Genomic DNA, 24,252 nt, shown 5'->3' with positions numbered 1-24,252 from the left:
GGGCTGAACTCCAATTGCGAAAAATTAGCCAAATTCGGGGAAAGGGGAAATGGACCGCAAATATGTTCTGGCTGGATTCGTATTGACGTTTCTTGCAGGCTTCGGGATTGGACACCATCGGACGGTCGCTCGGGAGACGGTGTCGAGAACGCTACCGGCGATGCCTGCCATGCCAATCTGGAAAAATCCCCAATGTGTTTCAGCGAATATCAAAGAAAACGAGCACCTTGAAATTGCCGCTTCAACTCTGGAGCATGTAGCGCCTTACTCGCCCGACTGGCTCGCCATTGGAGCTGAACGCTCGCTGAGTGAGGACCTGTATCGTGGGAGTCCGGGGAAGCTTGGGACGAGGGTGTGTACTCCAGCAGCGATTTATGGCCGTGTTGCCGCGGCGTTCGCGGGAAGCGCTCTCAACAAGGGCAGGTTTGACCGCCATGAACTAAGGCTCGTCTCCTATTTCCAACCTCCGCCCGCTAATGTCGTCGATGCCGTCGCGCGAGTGGCGTTTTTTCCACGGCCGGTAATCGACGACGATAGCGGTGGACAAATCGACGGCGATATTCGGCCATACGCAATGACCGTTTTGGCTGGCTTTGGACACGAATCGGCACGATATGCAGCCGAAGCATTTGGGCAGATTTCTAGCGAGAACTCGCTTGGAACTGGCGCGGCGCAAGTCGCAGCGGCCGGTGGACAGCCAGGCACACTCTCGCGGATTGAGTCTCTCATGAATGAACTTCTTGCCACGGCCCCGGACGACAAACCGATACCATTAGCGACTCGCGACCGACTGTATGAGCTGTCTTGGGCAATCGCTTTTTCAGGTGAATCTGCAAAAGACCACGAAGCACCGGTTATCAGGCTTATGGGAAGGCACGTGCAAAGTGCTGCGCCGCCGTTCGGAGTGGTTAGTCTTCATCCGAAGAGGATGTGCGAAGTTATGTCCAAAATCTATGGCGACAGCGAGCGTGTGAATCGCGAGTTCTCGTACTGCGCGGACGACACTCCATTGGAGTCGTATCCCCAAGGGGCATTCGCTTTCGCACCGGCGCACAGCCAGTGAGACACGATGAGTGGCGCCTGGCTTGTTGGCGATCCCCCCTGACGCGTCCGTCCGCTGACGTATAGGTAGCGGACGTTAGAAACATCTCGTGCATTGACCGCCACGGGTCGGCAAGCGTCGTCGAATCCCCGAATATCCGCGAAGAACCAAGAAGAAACCGTGAGCGGGGAGATCGCCCACGGCTACACAATTACACCTAGGAGCGCGTGGATATTTGCGTCCGCCACGCGCCGGACTTGTTGCTGCGGTCATCGGCGCAAGCGCCGTGGGTGTGCCCCGAATGTGTGAGCACGCTCGCGCAGTGTTCCGACCCCCGCGCCGAAAAGTGCGCTCATGCGAGAAAAGTTTCGCGCGGGGTTCCCGCGAGTCCGACCGAAACCTGAAAGCCTCCCCCCGCCGAGCGTGCCCGCGCCGCGAGACCGCGCTCGTGGCGCATATCACTGCCGCTGCACAAAGGCCAACCCATCAGACCTGAGCCACAACCAGCCGAGCCGGTTGCCGTCCCCATCCACCAGCAACCACGCGCCCGTCAGCGTGGCAGCGTGTGTGCGGTGCTGCTCGATAAACGAGCCCACCATCTGCCCGCCAAGGAAAGCCAAGTCGTGATCGTCAAACGCGGGCGCGTGGCGCGCGAGGTCGGGGCGACCCTGCACGTACTGCTCAATCAACTGCGCCATCACGTCAGGCGGCGCGGCGATGGCGTGAATGCTCGGCGCGATCCGTTCGCCGTTCATGCCGCCGCCCGAACGAGTGAAGGCCGTGCGAGCCGCGCGTGGTGTTCCGAGCCATCATCAAGCGCCCACCAGACGACGGCGCGCTCGCCGCAAACGAAAACGTCGCTCACATTCGCGCCGTTGCGCGAGCGCGCGTCCTCGAGGATTGCCCCGGCAAAGCGGCGCGCGAGCAGGTCAGCGGGAGCGGCAGCGTCGCGCAACAGGTCGAACACTGCATGCTCAGTTGCAGATTGACGCGCGATCAGTGCCATGTCCGCGTCAAACGCGGCTCGCGACGGGTAGCAGGTGCAGGTTTCGTCGTAGGTGTTAGCGCACATGATCGCCTCACTTCGCGCCGCGCGCGGCCTTCGCCAGCGGTGCGTCGGTCGCACTGACTGACGCGGCATCGCCGATCCAGCGTGCGTAACGCGGGTCCGCGAGCCGCCAGTAGCAATACTTCTCAACCCTGACGCTCGACAGATTCATTTGCCACAAGCTCACGAGGATCGTGTTGCCGTCGCCGTCCTCGGCGCTGATCGTGGCCTGCTGGCTCGTCGCGGGCACTACAGGTCCGTCGAACAGCAACACGCGCGCGCAGTCCACGAGGCCGAGCACGCCGTCCGCAACCGCGTCACTCGTTGCGCACGCAACGCCTGCCACGAAGCCGCCCATCGCGCCGACCTGATCGTGGCCGAGCAGGTTGATCCGTGCGGCAATCGCGGGCGTGGTGATGAGACAGCTAGTGCCCAGGTCGCCTTCGAAGCCATCGAGCAGCGTGCAGATGTCGGTTTCAAGATCGCCGCTCGACGCCAGTGGCTCGATGCCGCTGAAAATGCCGCCGGGTTGATCGTCATCGGGCGCGGCATTGCTCGCGAATGTCGCGGACACGCGGTCGGCCACGGCGCGCGCGAGGTCGCGCTGCAAAATCGCGTCGGACTTCTCGTCGATCTTCCGCACGAATTCGGCGCTCGCCACCACGAGCCCGGTGCATTTGCGAACCGGGATGAAATCGGCGCGGAATGCTGCATCGGACGAAACGATTTTCAGCTTGCCTTCGCCGACCCAGTAAGCGGTCGAGCCTTCGTCCTGCAATAGCAGCGGCCTGAACGGCAGCACGGCCCTGAACCCGCCGCCGATTGAATCGGACATGCGGGCAATGAGGCTGCGGCGGTTGACCAGGCCGACGAAGTCGCCCGCGTTGCCGAACGGGATCGGTTCGCCGTCAACGGTGGCGATGTCCTGCGTGGTGAGAATTTCCCCGGCGCGCCGCAGCCAGTCCACGCACGGTGCATCGATGCCGTAGTTGCGGACCGCGAAGCCACGCGCGTTCTGCAAATCACCTGTCAGCGCAATCGCGCGTGCCGCGCGCGTCAATTCGTACATGGTTGCCTCCTCCCGATCTCGCCTGAAGCATCGCGCGTTGCGCGTCACAGGTCTAACGCGCGGTGCGCGCCGTGCGCAAGGTACGCAGCGAGCGCGCTGATGGCATACATGCGCCGGTCTAGCACGAGGCGGGCAACGGGCACCATCGACCGGCCCTCGTCGAACTGGCGACGCAGACAACTCGGGCTCACGTTGAGCAGCTTCGCCGCGATCGGCTCACTCACCTCGTCGAGCGGCGACACGGGGTGCCCGTTCTCGCGACACCACCGGCGCAACGCGGTTTCGATCTGGTCGGCGGTGTTGCTCATTTCGATCACGGTTGCCTCCTTCGATTCGAAAAGGCGGGTGCCGGTCACAGTCACAAAAGTCACACCTCTTAAAGAGGTGTGTGACTTTGTGACTTTGTGACTGACCGGACACCTGCGGTCACAAAAACGCTTGTGACTGTTTGTGACTCTTGTGAATCCCCTTGTCCTATCGATGCCACAGCCACTTGCCGTCTGTGACATACCACTGCGGCTGCATCGCGGAGAGCACCCGGCGAGCCGCCCACAGGCGTTTGTTCGGCGCGTACTGGATCAGCCTCGGTGTGAGGGCTGCCGCTGCCGCCTCGATCGTCACGCAGGGATGGGTCGGCGGGCAGTGCTCGGCCTTGCCGTAGGCGTGTGACTCGCGCAGCAGAGCGCCCGTGACCTCGTAGGCGAGCTTCTGTATCGGACGGGTCGGCGCCCGGATCACATCGCGCGGCGTTGCGTCGTCCGCGTCCGGCTCGATCACCCCGCCGTCGCGCCCTTCGGCGAGCGGCACCGCCTTCACGCGATACGTGTGCGACCCGCCGCTCTCGCCGTCCTTCGACTTCACCAGTGACCACGCATGCGGGTTCTCGGTGCCGGTCGTCTCAATCGCCGTGTCGAGTGCCGCATACAGGCTGCTGTGGCCACGCAGTCCCCGGTTGACCTCCTTGCCGCTATGCGCGACCAGCAGCACCGCACAACCGGAGCGCCGCCGTATCTCGTCGCATGACGTGATGGCATGGCCCACGTCCGCGCTGTCGTTCTCGTTCGCGCCATTGAGCGCCCTGTTCAGCGTGTCGATCACGACCACGTCGGCGTGGTCGGCCTGCGCCAGCGCGCACAGGTCTTCGGTGTCTGCCGGACTCATGATGCTCACGGGCTGGCGCCTGAGCATGCGCATGCCTTCGGGCAGGTCGCGCCCGGTGTGCTGGTGCCACGCAAGGATGCGCCGCCGCTGTCCGTTCTCGCCTTCGAGCACGACAAACAGCACGCGGGCGGCTTCGCGGACCGCATGCCCGAACCATTCGCCCGTGCCCTGCGCGAGCGCCGCGCCGAGGTCGAACACGAGGAAGGACTTGCCGCTTCCGCTCGGGCCGAACACGGCCATGAAGCCGCCAGCAGTCAGCAGTCCGTCCACCAGAAAGCGCTCTGCACTGACCTCGGCCACGACCTCGGCCAGCGACTCGCTTCGATAGCGCAGCGCCGGTGCTGCGGTGTTCGAACGCAGCAGATCGGCGAGCGCTTCGCTGCCGTGCTCCTGCTCGTAGTCGAGCGCATCGAAATTTTTCGCCAGGCCTTCCGGCCAGCGCAGAAAGTTTGCGCGCGCAGCTTTCGCCGCTTTGGTCACTGTCTCGTCCGTGCCGACATCGCCCACGACCGTGATTGCTGCGTCAGGCCACTTCGCGCGCAGCGCTCTCGCCACCGTTAGAAAACGCGCAGCGCCTGCCGTGACAGCCACGCATGCATTGAAGTCGGCCCGCGCGAGCGCATGCCCGGTGCCGATGCCCTCGCATACGAGCCAGTGTCCGCCATCGCCCGGCGGCTCGCCGATGACGTGCATCGACTCACCGAACTCCGCGCCCTTCAGGTTGAGCTTGCGGCCGCTGTCGTCGATCAGTTGCAGCGTTGCGAGTGTGCCGTCGAGAGTCGAGAACGGCACGGCGAGCTTGCCCGACACTAGCCGGAGGCCTGCGCCCGTCATGTGACGCGATTGCAGATAAGGGTGCGTGCCCACTGGCGTGCCGCCTGCCCACAGCGTCGCCGTGTCGGACGCTGCCGGTGCCTTGCCGTTAGCCTTGCTGCCGTTGAAGTACGGGCCACGCGTTGGCCTCGCGGCTCGCGGCTGCGGGTCGCGCCAACCTTCGTCACGCGCGAGTTTGAAGAGCGTCCGTTCGGTTAATCCCTTGCACTGATCGAAGGAATTCCAGACGCGTCGAACGTCGGCGGCACTGGTGAAGTTTGCCGCGCTGCTGGACCATTCGAGAACGGTTTCGTATGACAGGCCTGCAGCTTGCGCCGCATTGCAAACGTGGATCCACGCGTCACGCCCCACGCCGGGATCGAGCGCGTGCAGCGCATCGCGTGCCCGTTCGGTCTCGGTCATGGCGTGTCTCCCCGTGGGCCTGCGAGCGCAGCCTGCAATCCTTCAAGCCGAGTGCGCGATTCGGGCGCGAGTGAGCTACCGGGATCGTTGAGTACGCAATCGAGGTCGTGCACGGCGTGACGGGCGGCGTCGATGCGCAGCGCCAGTACGTCAGCCATGCGCTCGGCGTCGTCACCGTCGAGTGGCCCGCCGTCGCGCAGCCACAGCGAGAGCTTGCAGAGGTCGTTCATGACGGCCTCCGCTCAGGCAGTCGCTTCGGCTTCGGTGCTGCGCTTCGGCGTGCTGCGCTCACGCCACTCGCGGTGCGACTGCGCCGAGATGACGCGGCGGCGACCAATGTGCGTTTCGGCGGGTGCTTGGTTGCGACGTTTCATCGCGTAATATCCGCCCTTGCTGATGCCCTCCAGTGCGCAGAACTCAGCAACGGAAAGACTCTTTTCCGCTTCCATGGCGTCCCTCCCGGTAATTGCGCAGTCCACAATGAACCGCGATTGAGAAGGAATCTAGGCCGCAGCGCGTGGCGTGAAAACGAACACGAGAGGCACGCAAACTTTGCGTGCCCGGTTTTTGCGTAAGGTTATTCCTGGCTTCGGACGGCGCGAGCCAGTTGCCGCATCAGTTCGACGCGCTGCCGGTTTTCGTCGTAAGCCTTCTCGATCGAGCGTTTTTCGAGATGGAAGCGTGGGGCGACTTCGTCGACGGCCGCCTTGCGAAGCCCGTCCTTTTCGCCGCGTGCCGCCCTGCGTTCGATAGACTCACATACGGCGTTGCAGATCTCGATATCACGCTCCTGTCTGCGCGTGAGCGGTGGGGCCTGGCGCTCATGCAGGCAGGGAAACGACACGCGCCAGTTTTTCAGGTCGTCGCCTTCCTGCGGCGGCGTCGACAGGCGGCGCGCGATCTCTGCGGCGGCGCGCTGCGCGAGCGTCGGTGCATCGGCTGCACGCATGGCGGCCTGCGCGTCGTGGGCGAATATCCACATGGACAGGATGCACACGTCACCATCGAGTGCCGCGAGGAATTCCGAGGCTTCCTTCAGGCTGACGGGTAGCGTCCAGCCGGCTTGCGCCGCGCCTTCCATAACGCTACGGAAGTGATCACGCATGGCGAGCTTTTCGGCAAGCTCGACGCTGTAGCGTTGATAGGCGGATTCGTCGGTGTTCATCGGTTCCTCCCAAACTTCTGGTGAACCGAGCGTAACACGTGTACACCCCGGCGCATCGACCATCCCCGGGCGGCCACACGACCGTACGACCCTCACAGACGCAAAAAAGCCCGCCAGCGAGCGGGCTTTCACCATCAGTCGGGTGGCTTCCTACGCTGCGATCTCCTCGACGTCTGGTACGTCGGGCGTGCGTGGCCTGTCCAGCAGCGCGAGCGCTTCGGCCAGTTTCGTCTCGCGCGCTTTCATGTAGCGCTGTGACATGCGCGCGTCCTTGTGTCCGAGCAGCCGTTGCACGTGAAACTGCGTTGCGCCTTCGTTGATCATGCGCGTGGCCACGTGGTGTCTCGTGTCCATGAACCGGAAGTCCGTGACCTGCGCCGCCCGTTTGATGCCGTCCCAGTCACGCACCGCGCGCAGACGCTCGCCCATCTCGTTCGTGAAGATGAACTCGAACCGCGTCTGACGCCGCCACGCCTTCAGGACCGCGAGCGCTTCGGCATTCAGCGGTATCACGCGCGAGCGCTTGACCTTCGAGGTCCACGCCTCAACCGTGATCGTCTTCGCCTTCCAGTCCACAGCCGTCCAGCGGGCGCGCATCAGTTCCGAGCGGCGCATCCCCGTATTGAGCGCCAGCAGGACCGCTGGCTTCACATGGTCGACAAACACGTGATGCTCGCCCGGTACACCGGCGAGTTTGCGCCCGTCAGGACGCGCCGCCGCTTCTTCGCGGATACGCGCTTCGCGTGAGTCGAGCGCGGCACGCAGCCGTTCTTCTTCGGCAGGCGTCAGTTCCCGGCCATGCTCCGCTTCCTCTTCGGGATCGGTCCTGCAGCGCAGCCGCGCGCACGGATTGCTGCTGATGATCTCGTGCTCGACGGCGTGCGAGAACAGGCCGCCAATCGAGCCGAGCGTGCGGTTGATGCCCGTTGGCTTGTGACCCGCCGCGACGCGCTGCTCGATCCACTTCTTCATCATCGGTCGCGTCACTTCATCGAGCCGCACGTCCATCAGATGCTCGAAGTCGCGACGAATATTTTTTAAATTTTGTTCGGGCGTCTCGCTTCTGGTTGTGCCACGCCAGTACGTAGCATAGTCGCAGTCGAGATAGCCGCCCACGGTTGGCATCGCGCAGTGCTTCGCATCGGCCATGCGCCGCTCGTGCTTCGCGATGCGCGTGGGCATCGTGTCGGCCTTGTGGTCGGTGCGGCCGATAAAGGCCTTCGCTGCCGCACGTGCTTTCTCGACGGTCATCGCGGGCCAGCGGCCGACGCTCCTCTTCTGCTGGCCCTCGGGTGCGCTCCAGCGGTACACGAACGACACCGAGCCGTTACGCCGCATGCGCAGCCCGAAGCCGGTCAGGGTGTCGTCATACACGTCGCGCAGCTTCGGCACGTCGCCCCGGGCCAGCGCCGCCATGCGCTCGCCTTCGAGCCGCCGGATCAGTTCACGGTTGATACGTTCCTTCGCCATTTTTTGTCCTCAAGTGGCCGGTTTACGGCGCGAGGACTATTCGAGGACAGCCCGCGCCGTGAACCCTGATAAACCCCGGAATACCGGGGTGAACTTAAGGCCTTGATTCTTTTGAGAATTTCTGACGAAGATGAACTCTAGTACACCGGGAAAGACTATGCAAATTCCCCGCACAGGGGCAACGCTTGCATACCGACGCGATTACAAGCAAGCCCCAAAGCGGCAGAAAGCCAAACCAAAACTAAGCGGCCAGCAACCCATGCGGATCAATCACAAACTTCCGCGGCGCACCGCCATCGAACTTCTTATAGCCCTCCGGCGCCTCATCCAGCGAAATAACCGACACATTAACGATCTTCGCAATCGGCAAACGATCGAACAAAATCGCCTGCATGAGATTACGGTTGTACTTGAGCACGGGCGTCTGCCCCGTATGGAACGTATGCGACTTCGCCCAGCCAAGGCCAAAGCGAATGCTCAGGCTGCCATGCTGCGCGGCCACGTCGCGAGCGCCCGGATCGTCGGTCACGTAAAGCCCCGGAATACCAATCATGCCCGCGGGCCGCGTAATTTCCATCAGCGAGTTGAGCACCGTGGCCGGCGCCTCTTCCGAATGCCCGGAAGCCCCGTGCCCGTGCGCCTCGAAGCCTACGCAATCCACGGCGCAATCGATCTCCGGCTTGCCAAGAATCTGTTCGATCTGCTCGCCCAGCGTCGCGTCCTTCGAAAGATCGACCACTTCGAAGCCCATCGCCCTGGCATGCGCCAGGCGCTCAGCATTGATATCGCCGACGATCGTGCACGCCGCGCCAAGCAAGCGCGCCGAAGCCGCAGCCGCCATCCCCACCGGCCCTGCGCCCGCGATATAAACGGTCGAGCCCGGCTTCACGCCCGCCGTCACCGCGCCGTGATAGCCCGTCGGCAGAATATCGGAGAGACACGTGAGGTCGCGGATCTTCGACATCGCCTGGTCGCGGTCCGGAAACTTCAGCAAGTTGAAATCGGCATACGGCACGAGCACGTATTCGGCCTGGCCGCCAATCCAGCCGCCCATGTCGACATAGCCATAAGCACCGCCCGCGCGCGACGGATTGACATTCAGGCAAACGCCCGTGTGCGTTTCGCGGCACATCGCGCAGCGTCCGCACGCCACGTTGAACGGCACGGAAACGAGGTCGCCGATCTTCAGCGTTTCGACGTCGTTGCCCACCTCCACCACTTCGCCGGTGATTTCGTGGCCGAGCACGAGACCGACGGGTGCCGTCGTACGCCCACGCACCATGTGCTGGTCCGAGCCGCAGATATTCGTGCTGACCACCTTGAGAATGACGCCATGGCCGATCGAGCGCCCGCTCGGATCGACCATCTTCGGATACGCGATGTTCTGCACCTCGACCTTGCCCGGCCCTTGATACACGACGCCTCGATTACCGCTCATCTCGCTGTCTCCTGTTCGATGCAGCTCGCAACGCTGCTCACTAGATGGCGTTGCCTCACTCAAGCGCGCGAACTGCGCGAGGCAACGATGCTTCGAGCGTAGCCTGCCCGCCGCATGCAACGATGTGCAAAAAACGACGCGCCCCTGCTTTGCGCCGACATCGGGCTACGCGTCTTGCCTGCTATGGCTGTGCGCCACCATCAGCCCGAATCCATTGCCGATAGTCGGCGCGCGTCCAGTCGAGCGCCACGCCCACGCGCCGCGTGCCCGGCCGGATCTTCGGCTTGTGCACCGCGAGCCTGAGCGTTTCCAGCGCGGGCCATTCGCGAAACGAAAACGCAGCAATGTCCGCCACCAGCGTTTCGAGCAGCCGCGTGTGCGGCTTGCGCCCGAGAAAGTCGGCAAGGCGCGTGCAATAGCCGTCGTAGTCGATCCAGTCGCCCGCTTCACCCGCCGCGCTCTTTTCTCGCGGCATGCAGCGATAGCCGAGTTGCGCGTCGATCACGAGCGGCTGCGGCGAGCCGTGCTCGTGCGGATAGATGCCGATGCGCGCCGGCACGCTCAACGCTTCGACGAATACGCTCCAGCCGCGCCCGCGCGGCGCGTCGTGGGCGCTGAGCGCACCGATTGCGCCCAGCGCGCCGAGCGCCGGTTCGAACGCCGCATCGACGATCTTCATGGCGCGACCGACGCCGCGGCGTCGACCATCATGCGGCAGAAGTAATCGGCGAAACTGCGGCGCACGACGATTTCGAAGCGCTCGTCGCCCGTGGGAATCAACACGATCGATGCCTTGAAATAGACGCTCTGCGCACACTGACCCGGCTTGAACAGGCGCGGATGCAGATCGAGCGGACAACCGCGCGAGAGCACGTCTCGCGCTCGCGTGCCTTCGATCTCGACGACCGTGTTGCCGCTGCCGATGTCCACGGCCGCCGCATAGGCGTCGCCGAGCACGGCGGTGAGCTTCGCTTCGAGCATGCCCGTCTGCACGGGTGCGAGCGAGCGCACGAGCCATTCGTCGGGGCCGAGCCAGAGCACGTCGTAATGGTCGCTGCGTGCGACCGTGTTCGGCGCGGCGGGCGGCTCGCAGCCCACGATGCTCGCGAACGCCGCGACGAACGCCGGGTCGCTCAATTCGCCGCGCACGTTCACGAGGTCACGGAACGGCTGTTCGCGCATGGCGAACGCCTTCGAGGCACGCCCCTCCTGCGCCTTGATCAGATCCGCTGCGCCAACGAGCGGCGACTCGAGGCGCACGCCGACGATGCGCTCTGCGACCGGCAAGGGGTCTTTCGTATCATTCAACATGCTGACGCACTCCTTCCGTGTCGTAGAAAATCGGGCTCGCGATCTGCGCTTTCACACGCCGGCCATCGGCCATGGGAATCACCACGTGTTCGCCCATCTTGTTCAAACCGCCTTTCACCACCGCGAGCGCGATCGAACGCTTGAGGATCGGGCTGTAATAGCTCGACGTCACGTGGCCGATCATCGGCGTGGTGCCATCGGCCCGCGCTTGCGCATCCGGCGCGATAATCTGACCGCCTTCGGGCAGCACGTACTGTGCGTCATCGGTTAGCAGTCCGACGAACTGCTTGCGGTTTTCCTTCGCGGTATCCGAACGCTTGAGCGAGCGGCGGCCAAGGAAGTCCTTGGTCTGCGAGACGAGGCCGCCCATGCCGAGGTCGAACGGCGTGACCGAGCCGTCCGTGTCCTGGCCCACGATGATGTAGCCCTTCTCCGCGCGCAGCACGTGCATCGTTTCGGTGCCGTACGGCGTGATGTCGAATTCGGCGCCCGCTTCCATCAACGCTTCCCACACGGCGCGGCCTGCGTTGGCCGGCACGTTCACTTCGTAGGCCAGTTCGCCCGAGAAGCTGATGCGCATGACACGCGACTTCACGCCCGCGACCGTGCCGTTGCGATACGACATGAACGGGAAGGCGGCATTGTCGAAGTCGATGTCCTTGCACACCTTCTGGAGCACCTTGCGGCTCTTCGGGCCGACCACCGCGAACGTCGCCCAATGGTCGGTGACGGACGCGAGCCGCACCTTCATATCGGGCCATTCGGTCTGCAGCCAGCGTTCGAGCCACGTGAGCACGCGCGCCGCGCCGCCCGTGGTCGTCGTCATCATGTAGTGCTGCTGGCCGAGGCGCACCGTCACGCCGTCGTCGAACACCATGCCGTTTTCGTCGAGCATGAGGCCATAGCGGCACTTGCCCACTTCGAGCTTGAGCCACGGATTCGTGTAGACCCAGTTGAGCAGCTTCGCCGCGTCGGGGCCCTGAATGTCGATCTTGCCGAGTGTGGACGCATCGAGAATGCCAACGCTGTTACGCACTGCAAGACACTCGCGCTTCACGGCCGCGTGCAGATTCTCGCCGCTCTTCGGGTAGTACCACGGACGCTTCCAGTTGCCCACATCCTCGAACTCCGCGCCATGCTGCACGTGCCACTCGTGAATGCAGGTCTTGCGGATCGGGTCGAGCATGTCGCCGAGTTCACGCCCCGCGAACGTGCCGAACGTGACGGGCGTGTAGTTCGGGCGGAACGTCGTCGTGCCGGTCTCGGGAATCGTCTTGCCGAGCGCGCTGGCGAGAATCGCCATGCCGTTGATATTGCCGAGCTTGCCCTGGTCGGTGCCGAAGCCCATGGCCGTATAGCGCTTCACGTGCTCGACCGACTCGAAGCCTTCGCGCGCGGCCAGCAGAATGTCCGCCGCGGAAACGTCGTTCTGGAAGTCGACGAACTGCTTCGGCCCGCGTGCCGCGTCCTTGCGGCTGCCCACGAGCCACAACGCCTGCAGCGGCGTTTCTTCGACCTCAGCGGCCTTCGGCAACGCGGGCCGCCTGGTCTCGAAGCCAAGCGACTTTGCCGCGTCGATGCCGCCGTCCACGCCTTGCGTGAGCGCGCGTGCAAGGCCGAACTCGCCCACTGCCGCGCCAACGCTCACTTCTTCCTGCACGCGCTTGCCCGGCATGAAGCACGCCTTCGCGTCGCTCCAGTGCGCCTTGCCGCCCGACTGCGCAAAAAGATGCAGTACAGGGCTGAAGCCGCCCGACACTGCAACGAGATCGCACGGGAGCGTGCCCTGCTGCGCGCCGGCTTGCCCGTTCGTGTAGCCCACCACATCGACCGAACTCACGCGCTGCTTGCCGTGTGCGCAGTTGATGGCCGCGTTGTACATCACCTTCACGCCCTGGCGGCGCGCGGCGGCCTGCAAAGCGCCGTTGCCCTGCGCGCGCGAATCGACGACCGTCACGGTCGCGCCGCATGCCTTGAGGTCGAGCGCGCAACGGTAGCCCGCGTCGTTGTTCGTGAAGACGACAGCATTGCGGCCCGGCAGCACGCCATAGCGATGGATATACGTCGATACCGCCGAGGCCATCATGATGCCCGGCAGATCGTTATTGCCGAACACGATGGGACGCTCGTGCGCACCCGTTGCGAGAATCACGCGCTTGGCGCGGATTTTCCACAGCAGTTCGCGCGTGCCCTGACGCGTGGAAACCGGCAGATGCTCGGTCAAACGCTGCGTGACGGTCACGAGATTGTGATCTTGATAGCCGAACGCCGTGCTGCGTGACAGGATTTTCACGTCGGGCATTTGCTTGAGTTCGGCTTCGACCTTCTCGACCCAGTGGACTGCGGGACGACCGTCGATATCGGCCTTGCACGACAACAGGCTGCCGCCCAGCTCGCGCTGGTCGTCCACGAGAATCACGCGTGCGCCGGTTGCGCCCGCCGTATGCGCGGCGGCGAGACCGGCGGGGCCGCCGCCGATCACGAGCACGTCGCAATGCGCGAAGCACTTGTCGTAGCGGTCGGCGTCGCGCACTTCGGGTGCTTTGCCGAGACCCGCGGCGTCGCGAATCTTCTCCTCGTATTTCGGCCACCATTTGCGCGGCCACATGAAGGTCTTGTAATAGAAGCCCGCGGGCAGAAAGCGCGAGAACTTCTGGTTGATCGCCATGCGATCGTTTTCGAGGCTAGGCTCAGCGTTCACGCTCGTCGCGATGAGACCCTGATACAGCTCGACTTCGGTCGCGCGTGCATTAGGCACCGTGTAGGCGCCGCGCTCCAGTTGCACGATCGCGTTCGGCTCGGCCACGTCCGCCGTCATGATGCCGCGCGGGCGATGGTACTTGAAGCTGCGCGCGACGAAATGCACGTCGTTGGCGAGCAGCGCGGAGGCGAGCGTGTCGCCCTGAAAACCTTGATACGTGCGGCCGTTGAACGTGAAGTTCAGCGGAATCGCGCGGTTCACGCGCCCACCGGCGCCGAGGCGGTTCTTCTGGCTCATCGCTGCGTGCTCCCTTGCTTGTTGCCTTGCGCATCATTTGCCGCGCCGAAGGTCTCGTAACTTTGAATCTCGTAGGTGACGGTGTCGCGCGTCGCCATGAACCAGCGGCGGCAGCCCTGCGCGTGCAGCCACTGCTCCTTGTGCACGCCGCGCGGGTTGTGGCGCATGAAGAGGTAGTCGCCCCATTCCTTGTCGGTGAGCTTGTCGGTGTCAAGCGGACGCGCGATCTCGGCTTCGCCGCCGCACGTGAACTCGACTTCGGCGCGGGGGCCGCACCACGGGCATTCGATCAGCAACATGATGTGGTCTCCTTTAGTGCGCCACGGCGGCTGCGCCGTGTTCGTCGATCAGATGGCCGGTATAGAAGCGGTCCAGCGAGAACGGCGCATTCAGCGGATGCGGTTCGTCCTTCGCAATGGTGTGCGCGAACACCCAGCCCGAGCCCGGCGTCGCCTTGAAACCGCCGGTGCCCCAGCCGCAGTTGAAATAGAGACCCTTCACGTCGGTCTTGCTGATGATCGGGCATGCGTCGGGCGACACATCGACAATGCCGCCCCACTGGCGGTTCATGCGCACGCGCGAGAACACCGGGAACATTTCGACGATGGCCTGCAACGTGCCCTCGATGATGTGGAAGCTGCCGCGCTGGCCAAAACCCGTGTACTGGTCCACGCCCGCGCCGATCACGAGATCGCCCTTGTCGGACTGGCTGATATAGGCGTGCACTGCATTCGACATGATGACGGTGTTCACCACCGGTTTGATCGGCTCCGACACCAGCGCTTGCAGCGGGTGGCTTTCCAGCGGGAGACGCACGCCGGCCATGTCCGCGAGCGTCGTGGTGTTGCCCGCCGCCACCACGGCAACCTTCTTCGCCTTGATGAAACCCTTCGACGTATCCACGCCCGTCACGCGCGCGCCGTCGCGGCGAATGCCCGTCACCTGGCAGTTCTGAATGATGTCCACGCCGTGCTGGTCCGCGCCGCGCGCGAAGCCCCAAGCCACGGCGTCGTGGCGCGCCACACCGGCGCGGCGCTGGATCGACGCGCCCAGCACCGGGTAACGGCTGTTCAGATTGATGGTCGGCTCGATTTCCTTGATCTGCTCGGGCGTGAGGAATTCGGCGTCCACGCCGTTCAGACGGTTCGCGTTCACGCGGCGCTCGGTGTCGCGCACGTCCTGCAGCGTGTGCGCGAGATTCAGCACGCCGCGCTGGCTGAACATCACGTTGTAGTTGAGGTCCTGCGAGAGCCCTTCCCAGAGCTTCATCGCCTTTTCATAGAGCGCCGCCGACTCGTCCCACAGATAGTTCGAGCGCACGATAGTCGTGTTGCGCGCCGTATTGCCGCCGCCGATCCACCCCTTCTCCAGAATCGCGACGTTCTTCACGCCGTGCTCTTTCGCGAGGTAATAGGCCGTTGCGAGACCATGTCCGCCGCCGCCGACGATCACGACGTCGTACTCCTTCTTCGGCTCCGGGCTTCTCCACTGCCGCTCCCAGTTCTCGTGATACGACAACCCGTTGCGGAACAGACTGAATATCGAATAGCGGCTCATCTCGCAGACCCCTTGTTGCGCGTTACCATTAACTTCCGTTAGCACTCGATGACGTTCACGGCGAGACCACCGCGCGACGTCTCCTTGTATTTCGTCTTCATGTCGGCGCCCGTTTCGCGCATCGTCTTGATGACGTTGTCGAGCGTGACGTAATGTTCGCCGTTGCCTTTGAGCGCCATGCGCGCGGCGTTGATCGCCTTGATCGCGCCCATGGCGTTGCGCTCGATGCACGGAATCTGCACGAGGCCGCCCACGGGGTCGCAGGTCATGCCGAGGTTGTGCTCCATGCCGATTTCGGCGGCGTTCTCGACCTGGCCCGGCGTGCCGCCCATCACGGCCGCAAGTGCCGCAGCGGCCATCGAGCAGGCCACGCCCACTTCGCCCTGGCAGCCCACTTCTGCGCCCGAAATCGACGCCGTTTCCTTGTAGATGATGCCGATGGCCGCCGCCGTGAGCAGGAAGTTGGCGATGCCGTCTTCGTTTGCGCCCGCAACGAATTTCACGTAGTAGTGCAGCACGGCGGGAATCACGCCCGCCGCGCCATTCGTGGGCGCCGTGACGACGCGGCCGCCCGCTGCGTTCTCCTCGTTCACGGCCATCGCGTAGAGATTGACCCAGTCGAGCATGGAAAGCGGATCGCGCAGCGACTCTTCCGAGCGCGAACGCAGATGCACCGAGAGATCGGCGGCGCGGCGCTTCACCTGCATGGGGCCGGGCAATTCGCCGTGCATCTTGCAGCCGCGCTCCACGCAGGCGGCCATCGCGCGCCAGATCACGAGCAGCCCTTCGCGCACGTCTTCGGGAGCACGCGCCGCGCATTCGTTCGCAAGCGTGACTTCGGCGATCGAGAGCCCGCTTTCCTTGCACACGCGCAGCAGGTCGTCGCCGGTGCGGAACGGATACGGCACCTCGCGCCCGCTGCGCACGCCATTCACACGGTCGCCGTCGCGGTTCACGACAAAACCGCCGCCCACCGAGTAGTACTCTTTCTCAACGAGCAACTGCCCGTTTTCATCGAAAGCCTGAAAACGCATGCCGTTCGAGTGCAGCGTGTTCGCGCCGCCCATCGTCTTGCGGAAGAAGCCGATGCATTCCTTTTCGTCGAAGCGGACCGACTGCTTGCCGAGCAGCACGAGCGTCTTTTCGCGGCGAATGGCGGCGAGGCGCGGCTCGATCTCGTCGGGATCGACCGAGTCGGGCAAGTTGCCTTCGAGGCCGAGCAGCACGGCCTTGTCGGTACCGTGGCCCTTGCCCGTCGCGCCGAGCGAGCCGTACAGCTCGACTTTGACGCGACGCACAAAGGCCAGCAGATTGGCGTCCTCGATATGGGACGCGAAGCGGCACGCGGCGACCATCGGGCCGACCGTATGCGAGCTGGACGGACCGATTCCGATCTTGAACAGGTCGAAAACGCTGACGTTCATCTGACTTCCCTTCGCGCTTCAGCGCATGGATGAGCTTGGATGCAAGTAGACCAAAGAGGCCGTGGCAGCCGATAGAATAAAAACGCCATCGCTGTTGGACGGCCTCGCCAGCCGGGGCTTCCGGCGACTCGCGCGGACGTAACGCCTGGGTTTTACTGCGGGTTTTCCCGATGTTTTGCGGCGAAGAAACACCCGCATGACCGCTTAAAACTGATGACGCAAGCCAATGCGCACGTCTGCCTGGGTGGTGGTGGAAGACGGCGTGAAGCTATAGCCGATCACGGCGTCCACACCCTGCGAGGCTTTGAGCCAGTCGCCCGAGATGTACACGTCCGTGCGCTTCGAAAGCAGGTAATGCATCCCCGCCGAAAGCTGATTCCAGTGATGGCCGTCGAAGTGGGTGTACTGGTAACCGCCCGCCACGCTGAGCGCAGGGGTGACCTGCCAGTTCGCGCCGCCTTCGCCCACCTGCATGTGCTCGCTTGCGCCGAATGCCTTGATCTGCGTGTACGTGAAAGCGCCCATGAGCGTGACGTTGCCGATGGCGTAGCTCGCGCCGGCGCCGAAGGTGGCCTGCTTGTCCACGGGGAACGGTGTTTCCGAGTAGAGCGAGCTGACCGCGCCGGTGGCCGGATCGACGCTTACGGTTGGTCTGCCGAAGAACGTGCGCACGCCGATCATGTTGTACGGGTCGAAGGCGTAGATGCCCGAAGGGTTGTTTAGCTGGGTATAGGCAGTGCCCATCGCGAACGGGCCGTTCTGGTACTGCGCGCCCACGCTCCAGGCGCTGCCGGTGTGAAAGTCGCCCGGCGTGTTGCTGAACGAGTACATGCCGCCGAACTGGAATCCGCCGAACGTGTTCGACATGAACTTCACGGAGTTCGGCAGATGGTCGCCGTTCATGCGGTCGAAGTCGCCCTGGTTGATCGCGTAGCCGCTCGCCCACGCCGTGACGTTGTAGAGGTAGACGAACTCCTGTGTCATGTCGGCCTGATTGCCGAACGTGAGCGCTCCCCAATCGTTCTGGAGTCCGACATAAGCGACACGGCCGAAAAGCGAGCCGCCGTTGGCGATCTGTCCGTTGCCCAGGTGAAAGCCGCTTTCCAGTTGAAACACGGCCTTCAACCCGCCGCCGAGATCCTCCGTGCCCTTGAGGCCCCAGCGGTTCGCCTGCGCAATGCCGTCGTCGAATTTCGTTTGATGCGAGCCGCCCGCATTGCTCACGTACGTCACGCCCGCGTCGATGATCCCGTACAACGTGACGCTGCTTTGGGCATGGCTTGCGTTCGAGACAGCGCTCACTGCCACCGCGATGCCGCTCAGTGCCACCGCTTTCAGTTTTCTCATGATGTCGGGTCTCTCTTGTCTGGCGATACAGGTTGTCGGGCCGCGCCGCAAAGGCATTGCACCTTGCGCGGTGGATCAAAACGTACAAGTCCAAATCTCAGCCGACTTGCGCAGACACGACACGCGCTGGCGCTAACGCGACACGCCAGCAGCAGGAAAACCCCTGCAAAACAGGCGCAAACCGTTATCTGGCGGGCCTCGCGAGCGGTTCCGGAAGCGCGATCATCGGTAATCCGACGCGGACTTTGTAAAATGCGCCGATCCCGCCATTTCTACGTTTTTATTGATTGAACATTCAATAAAAAATACCTAGAGTGGAAACCTCCCCGAATCGCCCGGAATTGCCATGCCCAAGATCGGAATGCGCGACGTGCGTCGCGCGCAACTCATCGACGCCACCCTGCAATCGATCGACCAGTCGGGGCTCTCGGGCACGACGCTCGCCACCGTCGCGCAGCACGCGAAGATCTCCACTGGCATCGTCAGTCACTATTTCGGCGGCAAGGACGGCCTGCTCGAAGCCACCATGCGCCACGTGCTGCACGACCTCTGGGAAGCCACGGTGCGGCGTCGTCTCGCAGCGAAAGACGATCCGCGCGCGCGGTTGCGCGCCATCGTCGCGGCAAATTTCGACGTTTCGCAGGTGAACTCGCCCGTCATGAAGACGTGGCTCGCGTTTTGGACCGAGAGCATGCATCAGCCCGCGCTGCGCCGGCTGCAGCGCGTCAACACGCGGCGGCTCCATTCGAACCTTTGCGCGGAATTCGAAAAGGTGTTGCCGGGCGCAACCGCCCGGCGCGCCGCAAGCGGACTCGCCGCATTGATCGACGGCCTCTGGCTGCGCGGCGCGCTCACGGGCGAACCATTCGACACGAAGGCCGCGCTGCGCGTGGCCAACGACTACATCGACCTGCTGCTCGAAGCGCGCGCCAAGCCGCGCTCCGGCAAGTCGGCCAAATAACCCGGTTCGGAGCCAATCGATGTCCCTCTTTCCCCTGCAACGCCTCTTCATCGACGGCGCCTACAGCGACGCCACCAGCGGCGAGACGTTCGACACCTACGATCCCGCCACCTGCACGCGGCTCGCCACCGTGCAGCACGCGAGCGCCGCCGATATCGACCGCGCCGTGCAATCGGCGCGAGCGGGCCAACGCGTCTGGGCGGCCATGACGGCCATGCAGCGCTCGCGTGTGTTGCGGCGCGCGGTCGAACTGCTGCGCGAGCGCAACGACGAACTCGCGGCCCTCGAAACCCGCGACACAGGCAAGCCCATCGCCGAAACGCGCAGCGTGGACGTCGTCACCGGCGCCGACGTGATCGAGTACTACGCGGGCCTCGCGCCCGCACTCGAAGGCCAGCAGATTCCGCTGCGCGAGAGCTCGTTCGTCTACACGCGGCGCGAACCGCTGGGTGTGACGGCGGGCATTGGTGCATGGAACTACCCGCTGCAGATTGCCTGCTGGAAGTCGGCGCCCGCGCTTGCCGCCGGCAACGCGATGATCTTCAAGCCGAGCGAAATTACCCCGCTATCCGCCTCGAAACTCGCTGAGATCTATATCGAGGCCGGCGTGCCGCCCGGCGTATTCAACGTGGTGCACGGCGACGGACGTGTTGGCGCGATGCTGAGCGTGCATCCGGGCATCGAGAAGATTTCGTTTACGGGCGGCGTCGAAACCGGCAAGAAGGTCATGGCGGCCGCGGGCGGCTCCACGCTCAAGGAAGTCACGATGGAACTGGGCGGCAAGTCGCCGCTCATCGTCTTCGAAGACGCCGACCTCGATCGCGCCGCCGATATCGCCGTGACCGCCAACTTCTTCAGCGCGGGCCAGGTGTGCACCAACGCCACGCGCGTATTTGTCCATCAATCGGTGATTGCCGCATTCGAAGCGCGCGTGCTCGAACGCGTGAAGCGCATCCGCGTGGGTAATCCCGCCGACCCCGCCACCAACTTCGGACCGCTTGCGAGCGCCGCGCAACTCGACAAGGTGCTCGGCTATATCGAGAGCGGCAAGCGCGAAGGCGCGCGGCTGATCGCGGGCGGAGCACGCCTCACGCAAGGCGATTTCGCGCGCGGCCAGTACGTGGAGCCGACGGTGTTCTCCGGTTGCCGCGACGACATGCGCATCGTGCAGGAAGAAATCTTCGGGCCGGTGATGAGCATTCTCGCCTTCGCCAACGAAACCGAAGTCATCGCACGTGCCAACGAATCGCTTTACGGCCTGGCCGCCGGTGTCGTGACCGAAAGCCTCTCGCGTGCGCACCGCGTGATTCATCGGCTCGAGGCCGGTATCTGCTGGATCAACACGTGGGGCGAGTCGCCCGCCGAAATGCCCGTGGGCGGCTACAAGCAATCGGGCGTGGGCCGCGAAAACGGCATCACCACGCTCGAGCACTACACGCGCATCAAATCCGTCCAGGTGGAACTGGGACCGTATCAGCCCGTTTTCTGAGGGAGTCCTGCATGGCAGCGCAAGAGTACGACTACATCATCATCGGCGCAGGATCGGCGGGCAACGTGCTTGCCACGCGTCTCACCGAAGATCGGGACGCAACAGTGCTGCTGCTCGAAGCCGGCGGCCCCGACTACCGTTTCGATTTCCGCACGCAGATGCCGGCGGCGCTCGCTTATCCGTTGCAGGGCCGCCGCTACAACTGGGCCTACGAAACCGATCCCGAGCCGCATATGAACAACCGGCGCATGGAGTGCGGGCGCGGCAAGGGGCTGGGCGGATCGTCGCTCATCAACGGCATGTGCTATATCCGTGGCAATGCGCTCGATTACGACGGCTGGGCCGAACGCAAAGGGCTGGAAAACTGGAGCTATCTGGACTGCCTGCCCTATTTCCGCAAGGCCGAAACGCGCGATATCGGCGCGAACGACTATCACGGCGGCGAAGGTCCCGTGCACGTGACGACGAGCAAGCCGGGTGTGAATCCGCTCTTCGAGGCGATGATCGAGGCGGGCGTGCAGGCAGGCTACCCGCGCACCGACGACCTCAACGGCTACCGCCAGGAAGGCTTCGGGCCGATGGACCGCACCGTGACCGCCAAAGGCCGGCGCGCGAGCACCGCGCGTGGCTATCTGGATCAGGCAAAGCATCGGCCGAACATCGATATCGTCACGCACGCCGTGACCGACCGCATTCTGTTCAGCGGCAAGCGCGCGTGCGGTGTTGTCTTTCTCGATGGGCCCGCGCGCGTGACACGTTACGCGCGCCGCGAAGTGCTGCTGTGCGCGGGCGCGATCGCCTCGCCGCAGATTCTGCAGCGCTCGGGCGTTGGCCCCGGTGCATGGCTGCGTGAGCTGGACATTCCTGTTGTGTTCGATCTGCCCGGCGTGGGGCAAAATCTTCAGGACCACCTGGAAATGTACATGCAGTATGAGTGCACGGAACCGGTTTCGCTCTACCCTGCGCTCCTCATGCGTAACCAACCTGCTATTGGCGTTGAATGGATGCTGCGCGGCACCGGCATTGGCGCGAGCAATCATTTCGAGGCGGGCGGCTTCATCCGCACGCGCGACGACGATCCTTGGCCGAACCTTCAGTATCACTTTCTGCCCGTTGCGATCAATTACAACGGCAGCAATGCGATCAAGATGCACGGCTTCCAGGCACACGTAGGCTCGATGCGCTCGCCGAGCCGCGGGCGCGTGAAACTGCGCTCGCGCGATCCGCGCCAGCATCCGTCGATTCTCTTCAACTATATGGCCGAAGCGCTCGACTGGCGCGAGTTCCGTGACGCGATTCGCATTACGCGCGAAATCATTGCGCAGCCCGCGCTCGATCGGTTTCGCGGACGCGAGTTGAACCCCGGTGCGGCACTAAAGAGCGATTCGGAGATCGATGATTTCGTGCGCAACCGCGCGGAAACCGCCTACCACCCGTCGTGTTCGTGTGCGATGGGTTACGACGACATGGCCGTGGTGGATGGCGAAGGTCGCGTGCACGGACTCGACGGGCTGCGCGTGGTGGATGCGTCGATCATGCCGCTCATCACCACCGGCAACCTCAATGCACCGACGATCATGATGGCGGAGAAGATCGCGGACCGGATTCGCGGGCGTGAGGCGCTGGCGCGATCGAATGCGCCGTATTTTGTGGCGAACGGGGCGCCGGCGAGGGGGGCGGGGTTCTCTGTGGCGGATGCCGCATCACGTGCGGAGAAGGAACGCTCGCACAGCGTGACGCTTTAAGAAGCGCTCAATGGCCGGAGTCGGCGCGCGAGGACAGCGCGCCGACTCCGGCTTTTTTCTTTGGGCGCGCTCAAGGCCGCAAAAAAAAACGGCATCAAGCGGCCAAGCCGCATGATGCCGCCAACACTGAAGCCAACTCAGACCGAAGCAGCCAGCCAATGCGAAACCGCGATCGTCAGCGCTGCAACCACGAGCGCACCATAAGGCGCGAGACTCAACCACCGGCTGCGCACGGGCACGCTCACTTCCATATCGAGCGCACTGCCCGCCGGAAACCGCCCGCGATCCTGCCAATAATGGCGGAAAGCAAACACCGGCACGATCAGCAGCATGGCAATAAGGCCATCGCGTAGCGTGCCCTCGCCTTGCAGATTCGCGCCAGCGCCCACGAACACCAGGTTCGCATAGCCGCACAGCGCACCCAGCGCGAGCAGCCATGTCGGGCACCGGAAAGGACGCGCCCACGCGCCACGGTCCATCCGATGAATCCACCCCGACTGTAAGTTAAGGAAAACGAACAACATATAACAGACGTTCGAAATCGACAGCACCGTCATATAGTCCGACATCGCGAGCAGCACGAGGTTGAAGCCGAGATCGGTCCACATCGCCGCCGTTGGCGCGCCATGCTCGTTCACGCGTGAGAGGTAGCGCGGCAGCCAACCGTCCACCGAAGCCTGATAGAGCGTACGCGACGAGCCCATCATCGACGTCATCACGATGAGCAGAATGGAGAGCATCAGCATCACCACCACGGCGTTGCCCACCCACGCGCCGCCGCCCACCATCGCGGCCATCGCGGTGCCGACGCCCGTGCCGTCGCCAATGCGCGGATCGAGCATCATCGCCGTGCCGAGCGTGCCCTGAAACGCGAGCGGAACGAGCGTCATCACGACGAGACAAAGCGCGCCCGACCAGAATATCGCCCTCGCCGTATCGCGCCGTGGGTCGCGAAACTCGCGCGTATAGCAGACCGCCGTTTCGAAGCCGTACGAAGCCCATCCGGCCATGAACATCGCGCCCAGCGCCATGACCACGCCCTGCCCATTCCATGAGCCGAAGACCGCCGCAGTGAGATTGCCGTGCGCGTCATGCCCTAGAGGCAGCAGCGGAAAAAGATGCTTCGCGGGAACATCGCCGGTAACGAACGGCACGAGCCCGACGATCAAAAGCGGCGTGAGTGACGCGATGCCGAGAATCTTCTGCGTCTTCGCGGCCTTCGAAGCGCCGCTATGCTGAAGCCGGAATGTGATGAGCAGAAAGGCTGCTGCAATCAGGAACGTGGCGTTGATGCGCAGCGTGAGGCCCGGCTTGATGAAGTCCAGGTTGGCGAGCGTCCAGTGCCACTGAAGGATGGCCGCGTCCGGCGCAAACAGCGTGGCTAGCGCGTAATTCGCTGCAAGTCCGCAACCCAGCGCCAGCATGGGCGACCAGGCGAGCCAGTTACACCACACGGAAACCGGCGCGATCATCTTGCTGTAGCGCACCCAGCCAATTGCTCCGTACACCGAAGCACCGCCCGACTTGTGCGGAAAGAGCCCTGAAATCTCGGCGTATGTGGCGCTTTGCACGAGGCCCATCGTGATCGACGCGATCCAGATGGCCCACGCCGGCTGGCCGATGGTCGCGCAAACGCCGCCGATCGTGAACAGCACGCCCGCGGGCACGCCGCTCGTCACCCAGAACGCATCTTTCCATGTGAGGCCACGTTGCAGCGCATGGCCATGACTGTCTCGCGCGGCGCTCTCCTCTACGCCGCGTGTACCGATTCCCGCTTGCTCCATCTGCCTC

22 protein-coding genes are annotated in these 24,252 nt (G+C 63.9%); 4 read left to right on the top strand and 18 right to left on the bottom strand.

Annotated elements, in window-relative coordinates; genetic code table 11:
• Window positions 1-49 precede the first annotated feature (49 nt).
• Window positions 50-1,063, top strand: a complete 1,014-nt coding sequence (locus VSR72_RS14675; RefSeq protein ID WP_342953057.1) for a hypothetical protein — start codon at window positions 50-52, stop codon at window positions 1,061-1,063.
• A 437-nt stretch (window positions 1,064-1,500) separates the two neighbouring features.
• On the opposite strand, the gene VSR72_RS14670 is transcribed toward VSR72_RS14675, so the two are convergent.
• The 17 genes from VSR72_RS14670 to VSR72_RS14590 all read right to left on the bottom strand — a co-directional run bounded on the left by VSR72_RS14670 (window position 1,501) and on the right by VSR72_RS14590 (window position 18,266).
• Window positions 1,501-1,797 carry a hypothetical protein gene (locus VSR72_RS14670; RefSeq protein ID WP_342953056.1) on the bottom strand — a complete coding sequence of 99 codons (297 nt, stop codon included), beginning with the start codon at window positions 1,795-1,797 and terminating at the stop codon, window positions 1,501-1,503.
• Window positions 1,794-2,114, bottom strand: a complete 321-nt coding sequence (locus tag VSR72_RS14665; RefSeq protein ID WP_342953055.1) for a hypothetical protein — start codon at window positions 2,112-2,114, stop codon at window positions 1,794-1,796. The genes VSR72_RS14670 and VSR72_RS14665 overlap by 4 nt, the downstream gene beginning before the upstream one ends.
• Before the next feature lie 7 nt (window positions 2,115-2,121).
• On the bottom strand, window positions 2,122-3,159 hold the full coding sequence (locus tag VSR72_RS14660; RefSeq protein WP_342953054.1) for a phage major capsid protein: 1,038 nt from the start codon (window positions 3,157-3,159) through the stop codon (window positions 2,122-2,124).
• A gap of 44 nt (window positions 3,160-3,203) precedes the next feature.
• Window positions 3,204-3,476: a hypothetical protein gene (locus tag VSR72_RS14655; protein ID WP_342953053.1), complete on the bottom strand. Its 273-nt coding sequence runs from the start codon at window positions 3,474-3,476 to the stop codon at window positions 3,204-3,206.
• Window positions 3,477-3,633: 157 nt separating this feature from the next.
• Window positions 3,634-5,556 carry an AAA family ATPase gene (locus VSR72_RS14650; protein WP_342953052.1) on the bottom strand — a complete coding sequence of 641 codons (1,923 nt, stop codon included), beginning with the start codon at window positions 5,554-5,556 and terminating at the stop codon, window positions 3,634-3,636.
• The gene (locus tag VSR72_RS14645; protein WP_342953051.1) at window positions 5,553-5,786 is read right to left on the bottom strand and encodes a hypothetical protein; all 234 of its coding nucleotides are present in this window, start codon (window positions 5,784-5,786) and stop codon (window positions 5,553-5,555) included. Before VSR72_RS14645 ends, VSR72_RS14650 begins: the two co-directional genes overlap by 4 nt.
• Window positions 5,787-5,798: 12 nt before the next feature.
• Window positions 5,799-6,005 carry a hypothetical protein gene (locus VSR72_RS14640; RefSeq protein WP_342953050.1) on the bottom strand — a complete coding sequence of 69 codons (207 nt, stop codon included), beginning with the start codon at window positions 6,003-6,005 and terminating at the stop codon, window positions 5,799-5,801.
• A gap of 128 nt (window positions 6,006-6,133) precedes the next feature.
• A complete protein-coding gene (locus tag VSR72_RS14635) occupies window positions 6,134-6,856 on the bottom strand; it encodes a hypothetical protein (RefSeq protein WP_342953049.1) in 723 nt (240 codons plus the stop codon).
• 15 nt (window positions 6,857-6,871) lie between these two features.
• Window positions 6,872-8,191, bottom strand: coding sequence for a site-specific integrase (locus tag VSR72_RS14630; RefSeq protein WP_342953048.1), 1,320 nt, complete (start codon window positions 8,189-8,191; stop codon window positions 6,872-6,874).
• 241 nt (window positions 8,192-8,432) lie between these two features.
• Window positions 8,433-9,629 (bottom strand): formaldehyde dehydrogenase, glutathione-independent, encoded by a 1,197-nt coding sequence (gene fdhA, locus VSR72_RS14625; protein WP_342953047.1) that lies wholly within the window; start codon window positions 9,627-9,629, stop codon window positions 8,433-8,435.
• A gap of 181 nt (window positions 9,630-9,810) precedes the next feature.
• Window positions 9,811-10,308, bottom strand: a complete 498-nt coding sequence (locus VSR72_RS14620) for a dihydroneopterin aldolase (RefSeq protein ID WP_342953046.1) — start codon at window positions 10,306-10,308, stop codon at window positions 9,811-9,813.
• Complete coding sequence (locus VSR72_RS14615) at window positions 10,305-10,940, bottom strand: sarcosine oxidase subunit gamma (protein WP_342953045.1); 636 nt, start codon at window positions 10,938-10,940, stop codon at window positions 10,305-10,307. Before VSR72_RS14615 ends, VSR72_RS14620 begins: the two co-directional genes overlap by 4 nt.
• On the bottom strand, window positions 10,930-13,938 hold the full coding sequence (locus VSR72_RS14610) for a sarcosine oxidase subunit alpha family protein (RefSeq protein WP_342953044.1): 3,009 nt from the start codon (window positions 13,936-13,938) through the stop codon (window positions 10,930-10,932). The genes VSR72_RS14615 and VSR72_RS14610 overlap by 11 nt, the downstream gene beginning before the upstream one ends.
• Window positions 13,935-14,237 carry a sarcosine oxidase subunit delta gene (locus tag VSR72_RS14605; RefSeq protein WP_342953043.1) on the bottom strand — a complete coding sequence of 101 codons (303 nt, stop codon included), beginning with the start codon at window positions 14,235-14,237 and terminating at the stop codon, window positions 13,935-13,937. Before VSR72_RS14605 ends, VSR72_RS14610 begins: the two co-directional genes overlap by 4 nt.
• Before the next feature lie 13 nt (window positions 14,238-14,250).
• Window positions 14,251-15,495, bottom strand: a complete 1,245-nt coding sequence (locus VSR72_RS14600; protein ID WP_342953042.1) for a sarcosine oxidase subunit beta family protein — start codon at window positions 15,493-15,495, stop codon at window positions 14,251-14,253.
• Between the two features lie 38 nt (window positions 15,496-15,533).
• Window positions 15,534-16,919, bottom strand: a complete 1,386-nt coding sequence (locus tag VSR72_RS14595) for an L-serine ammonia-lyase (protein WP_342953041.1) — start codon at window positions 16,917-16,919, stop codon at window positions 15,534-15,536.
• 204 nt (window positions 16,920-17,123) lie between these two features.
• Window positions 17,124-18,266, bottom strand: coding sequence for a porin (locus VSR72_RS14590; protein WP_342953040.1), 1,143 nt, complete (start codon window positions 18,264-18,266; stop codon window positions 17,124-17,126).
• 346 nt (window positions 18,267-18,612) lie between these two features.
• Here VSR72_RS14590 and betI point away from each other — a divergent pair, with 346 nt between their 5' ends.
• Genes betI through betA form a run of 3 tightly spaced genes read left to right on the top strand, consistent with a single transcriptional unit; the run spans window position 18,613 to window position 22,461 of the window.
• Window positions 18,613-19,227 (top strand): transcriptional regulator BetI, encoded by a 615-nt coding sequence (gene betI, locus VSR72_RS14585; RefSeq protein ID WP_342953039.1) that lies wholly within the window; start codon window positions 18,613-18,615, stop codon window positions 19,225-19,227.
• Window positions 19,228-19,246: 19 nt separating this feature from the next.
• The gene (gene betB, locus VSR72_RS14580; RefSeq protein ID WP_342953038.1) at window positions 19,247-20,716 is read left to right on the top strand and encodes a betaine-aldehyde dehydrogenase; all 1,470 of its coding nucleotides are present in this window, start codon (window positions 19,247-19,249) and stop codon (window positions 20,714-20,716) included.
• Window positions 20,717-20,727: 11 nt separating this feature from the next.
• Window positions 20,728-22,461 carry a choline dehydrogenase gene (gene betA / locus VSR72_RS14575; protein ID WP_342953037.1) on the top strand — a complete coding sequence of 578 codons (1,734 nt, stop codon included), beginning with the start codon at window positions 20,728-20,730 and terminating at the stop codon, window positions 22,459-22,461.
• Between the two features lie 137 nt (window positions 22,462-22,598).
• On the opposite strand, the gene VSR72_RS14570 is transcribed toward betA, so the two are convergent.
• Window positions 22,599-24,245, bottom strand: a complete 1,647-nt coding sequence (locus VSR72_RS14570) for an APC family permease (RefSeq protein ID WP_342953036.1) — start codon at window positions 24,243-24,245, stop codon at window positions 22,599-22,601.
• Between the last annotated feature and the right edge of the window lie 7 nt (window positions 24,246-24,252).

The organism is Paraburkholderia sp. JHI869, from assembly GCF_038900775.1.
GTDB lineage: Bacteria > Pseudomonadota > Gammaproteobacteria > Burkholderiales > Burkholderiaceae > Paraburkholderia.
Note: the sequence above shows the minus strand (reverse complement) of the source record. Positions and strands in the feature narration are given on the sequence as shown.

What these genes read in the sequence shown, in the direction of transcription:
- VSR72_RS14675 (WP_342953057.1), top strand. Translation starts at nt 50, where the DNA reads ATGGACCGCAAATATGTTCTGGCTGGATTCGTATTGACGTTTCTTGCA.
- VSR72_RS14670 (WP_342953056.1), bottom strand. Translation starts at nt 1,797, where the DNA reads ATGAACGGCGAACGGATCGCGCCGAGCATTCACGCCATCGCCGCGCCG.
- VSR72_RS14665 (WP_342953055.1), bottom strand. Translation starts at nt 2,114, where the DNA reads ATGTGCGCTAACACCTACGACGAAACCTGCACCTGCTACCCGTCGCGA.
- VSR72_RS14660 (WP_342953054.1), bottom strand. Translation starts at nt 3,159, where the DNA reads ATGTACGAATTGACGCGCGCGGCACGCGCGATTGCGCTGACAGGTGAT.
- VSR72_RS14650 (WP_342953052.1), bottom strand. Translation starts at nt 5,556, where the DNA reads ATGACCGAGACCGAACGGGCACGCGATGCGCTGCACGCGCTCGATCCC.
- VSR72_RS14645 (WP_342953051.1), bottom strand. Translation starts at nt 5,786, where the DNA reads ATGAACGACCTCTGCAAGCTCTCGCTGTGGCTGCGCGACGGCGGGCCA.
- VSR72_RS14640 (WP_342953050.1), bottom strand. Translation starts at nt 6,005, where the DNA reads ATGGAAGCGGAAAAGAGTCTTTCCGTTGCTGAGTTCTGCGCACTGGAG.
- VSR72_RS14635 (WP_342953049.1), bottom strand. Translation starts at nt 6,856, where the DNA reads ATGGTGAAAGCCCGCTCGCTGGCGGGCTTTTTTGCGTCTGTGAGGGTC.
- VSR72_RS14630 (WP_342953048.1), bottom strand. Translation starts at nt 8,191, where the DNA reads ATGGCGAAGGAACGTATCAACCGTGAACTGATCCGGCGGCTCGAAGGC.
- fdhA (WP_342953047.1), bottom strand. Translation starts at nt 9,629, where the DNA reads ATGAGCGGTAATCGAGGCGTCGTGTATCAAGGGCCGGGCAAGGTCGAG.
- VSR72_RS14620 (WP_342953046.1), bottom strand. Translation starts at nt 10,308, where the DNA reads ATGAAGATCGTCGATGCGGCGTTCGAACCGGCGCTCGGCGCGCTGGGC.
- VSR72_RS14615 (WP_342953045.1), bottom strand. Translation starts at nt 10,940, where the DNA reads ATGTTGAATGATACGAAAGACCCCTTGCCGGTCGCAGAGCGCATCGTC.
- VSR72_RS14610 (WP_342953044.1), bottom strand. Translation starts at nt 13,938, where the DNA reads ATGAGCCAGAAGAACCGCCTCGGCGCCGGTGGGCGCGTGAACCGCGCG.
- VSR72_RS14605 (WP_342953043.1), bottom strand. Translation starts at nt 14,237, where the DNA reads ATGTTGCTGATCGAATGCCCGTGGTGCGGCCCCCGCGCCGAAGTCGAG.
- VSR72_RS14600 (WP_342953042.1), bottom strand. Translation starts at nt 15,495, where the DNA reads ATGAGCCGCTATTCGATATTCAGTCTGTTCCGCAACGGGTTGTCGTAT.
- VSR72_RS14595 (WP_342953041.1), bottom strand. Translation starts at nt 16,919, where the DNA reads ATGAACGTCAGCGTTTTCGACCTGTTCAAGATCGGAATCGGTCCGTCC.
- VSR72_RS14590 (WP_342953040.1), bottom strand. Translation starts at nt 18,266, where the DNA reads ATGAGAAAACTGAAAGCGGTGGCACTGAGCGGCATCGCGGTGGCAGTG.
- betI (WP_342953039.1), top strand. Translation starts at nt 18,613, where the DNA reads ATGCCCAAGATCGGAATGCGCGACGTGCGTCGCGCGCAACTCATCGAC.
- betB (WP_342953038.1), top strand. Translation starts at nt 19,247, where the DNA reads ATGTCCCTCTTTCCCCTGCAACGCCTCTTCATCGACGGCGCCTACAGC.
- betA (WP_342953037.1), top strand. Translation starts at nt 20,728, where the DNA reads ATGGCAGCGCAAGAGTACGACTACATCATCATCGGCGCAGGATCGGCG.
- VSR72_RS14570 (WP_342953036.1), bottom strand. Translation starts at nt 24,245, where the DNA reads ATGGAGCAAGCGGGAATCGGTACACGCGGCGTAGAGGAGAGCGCCGCG.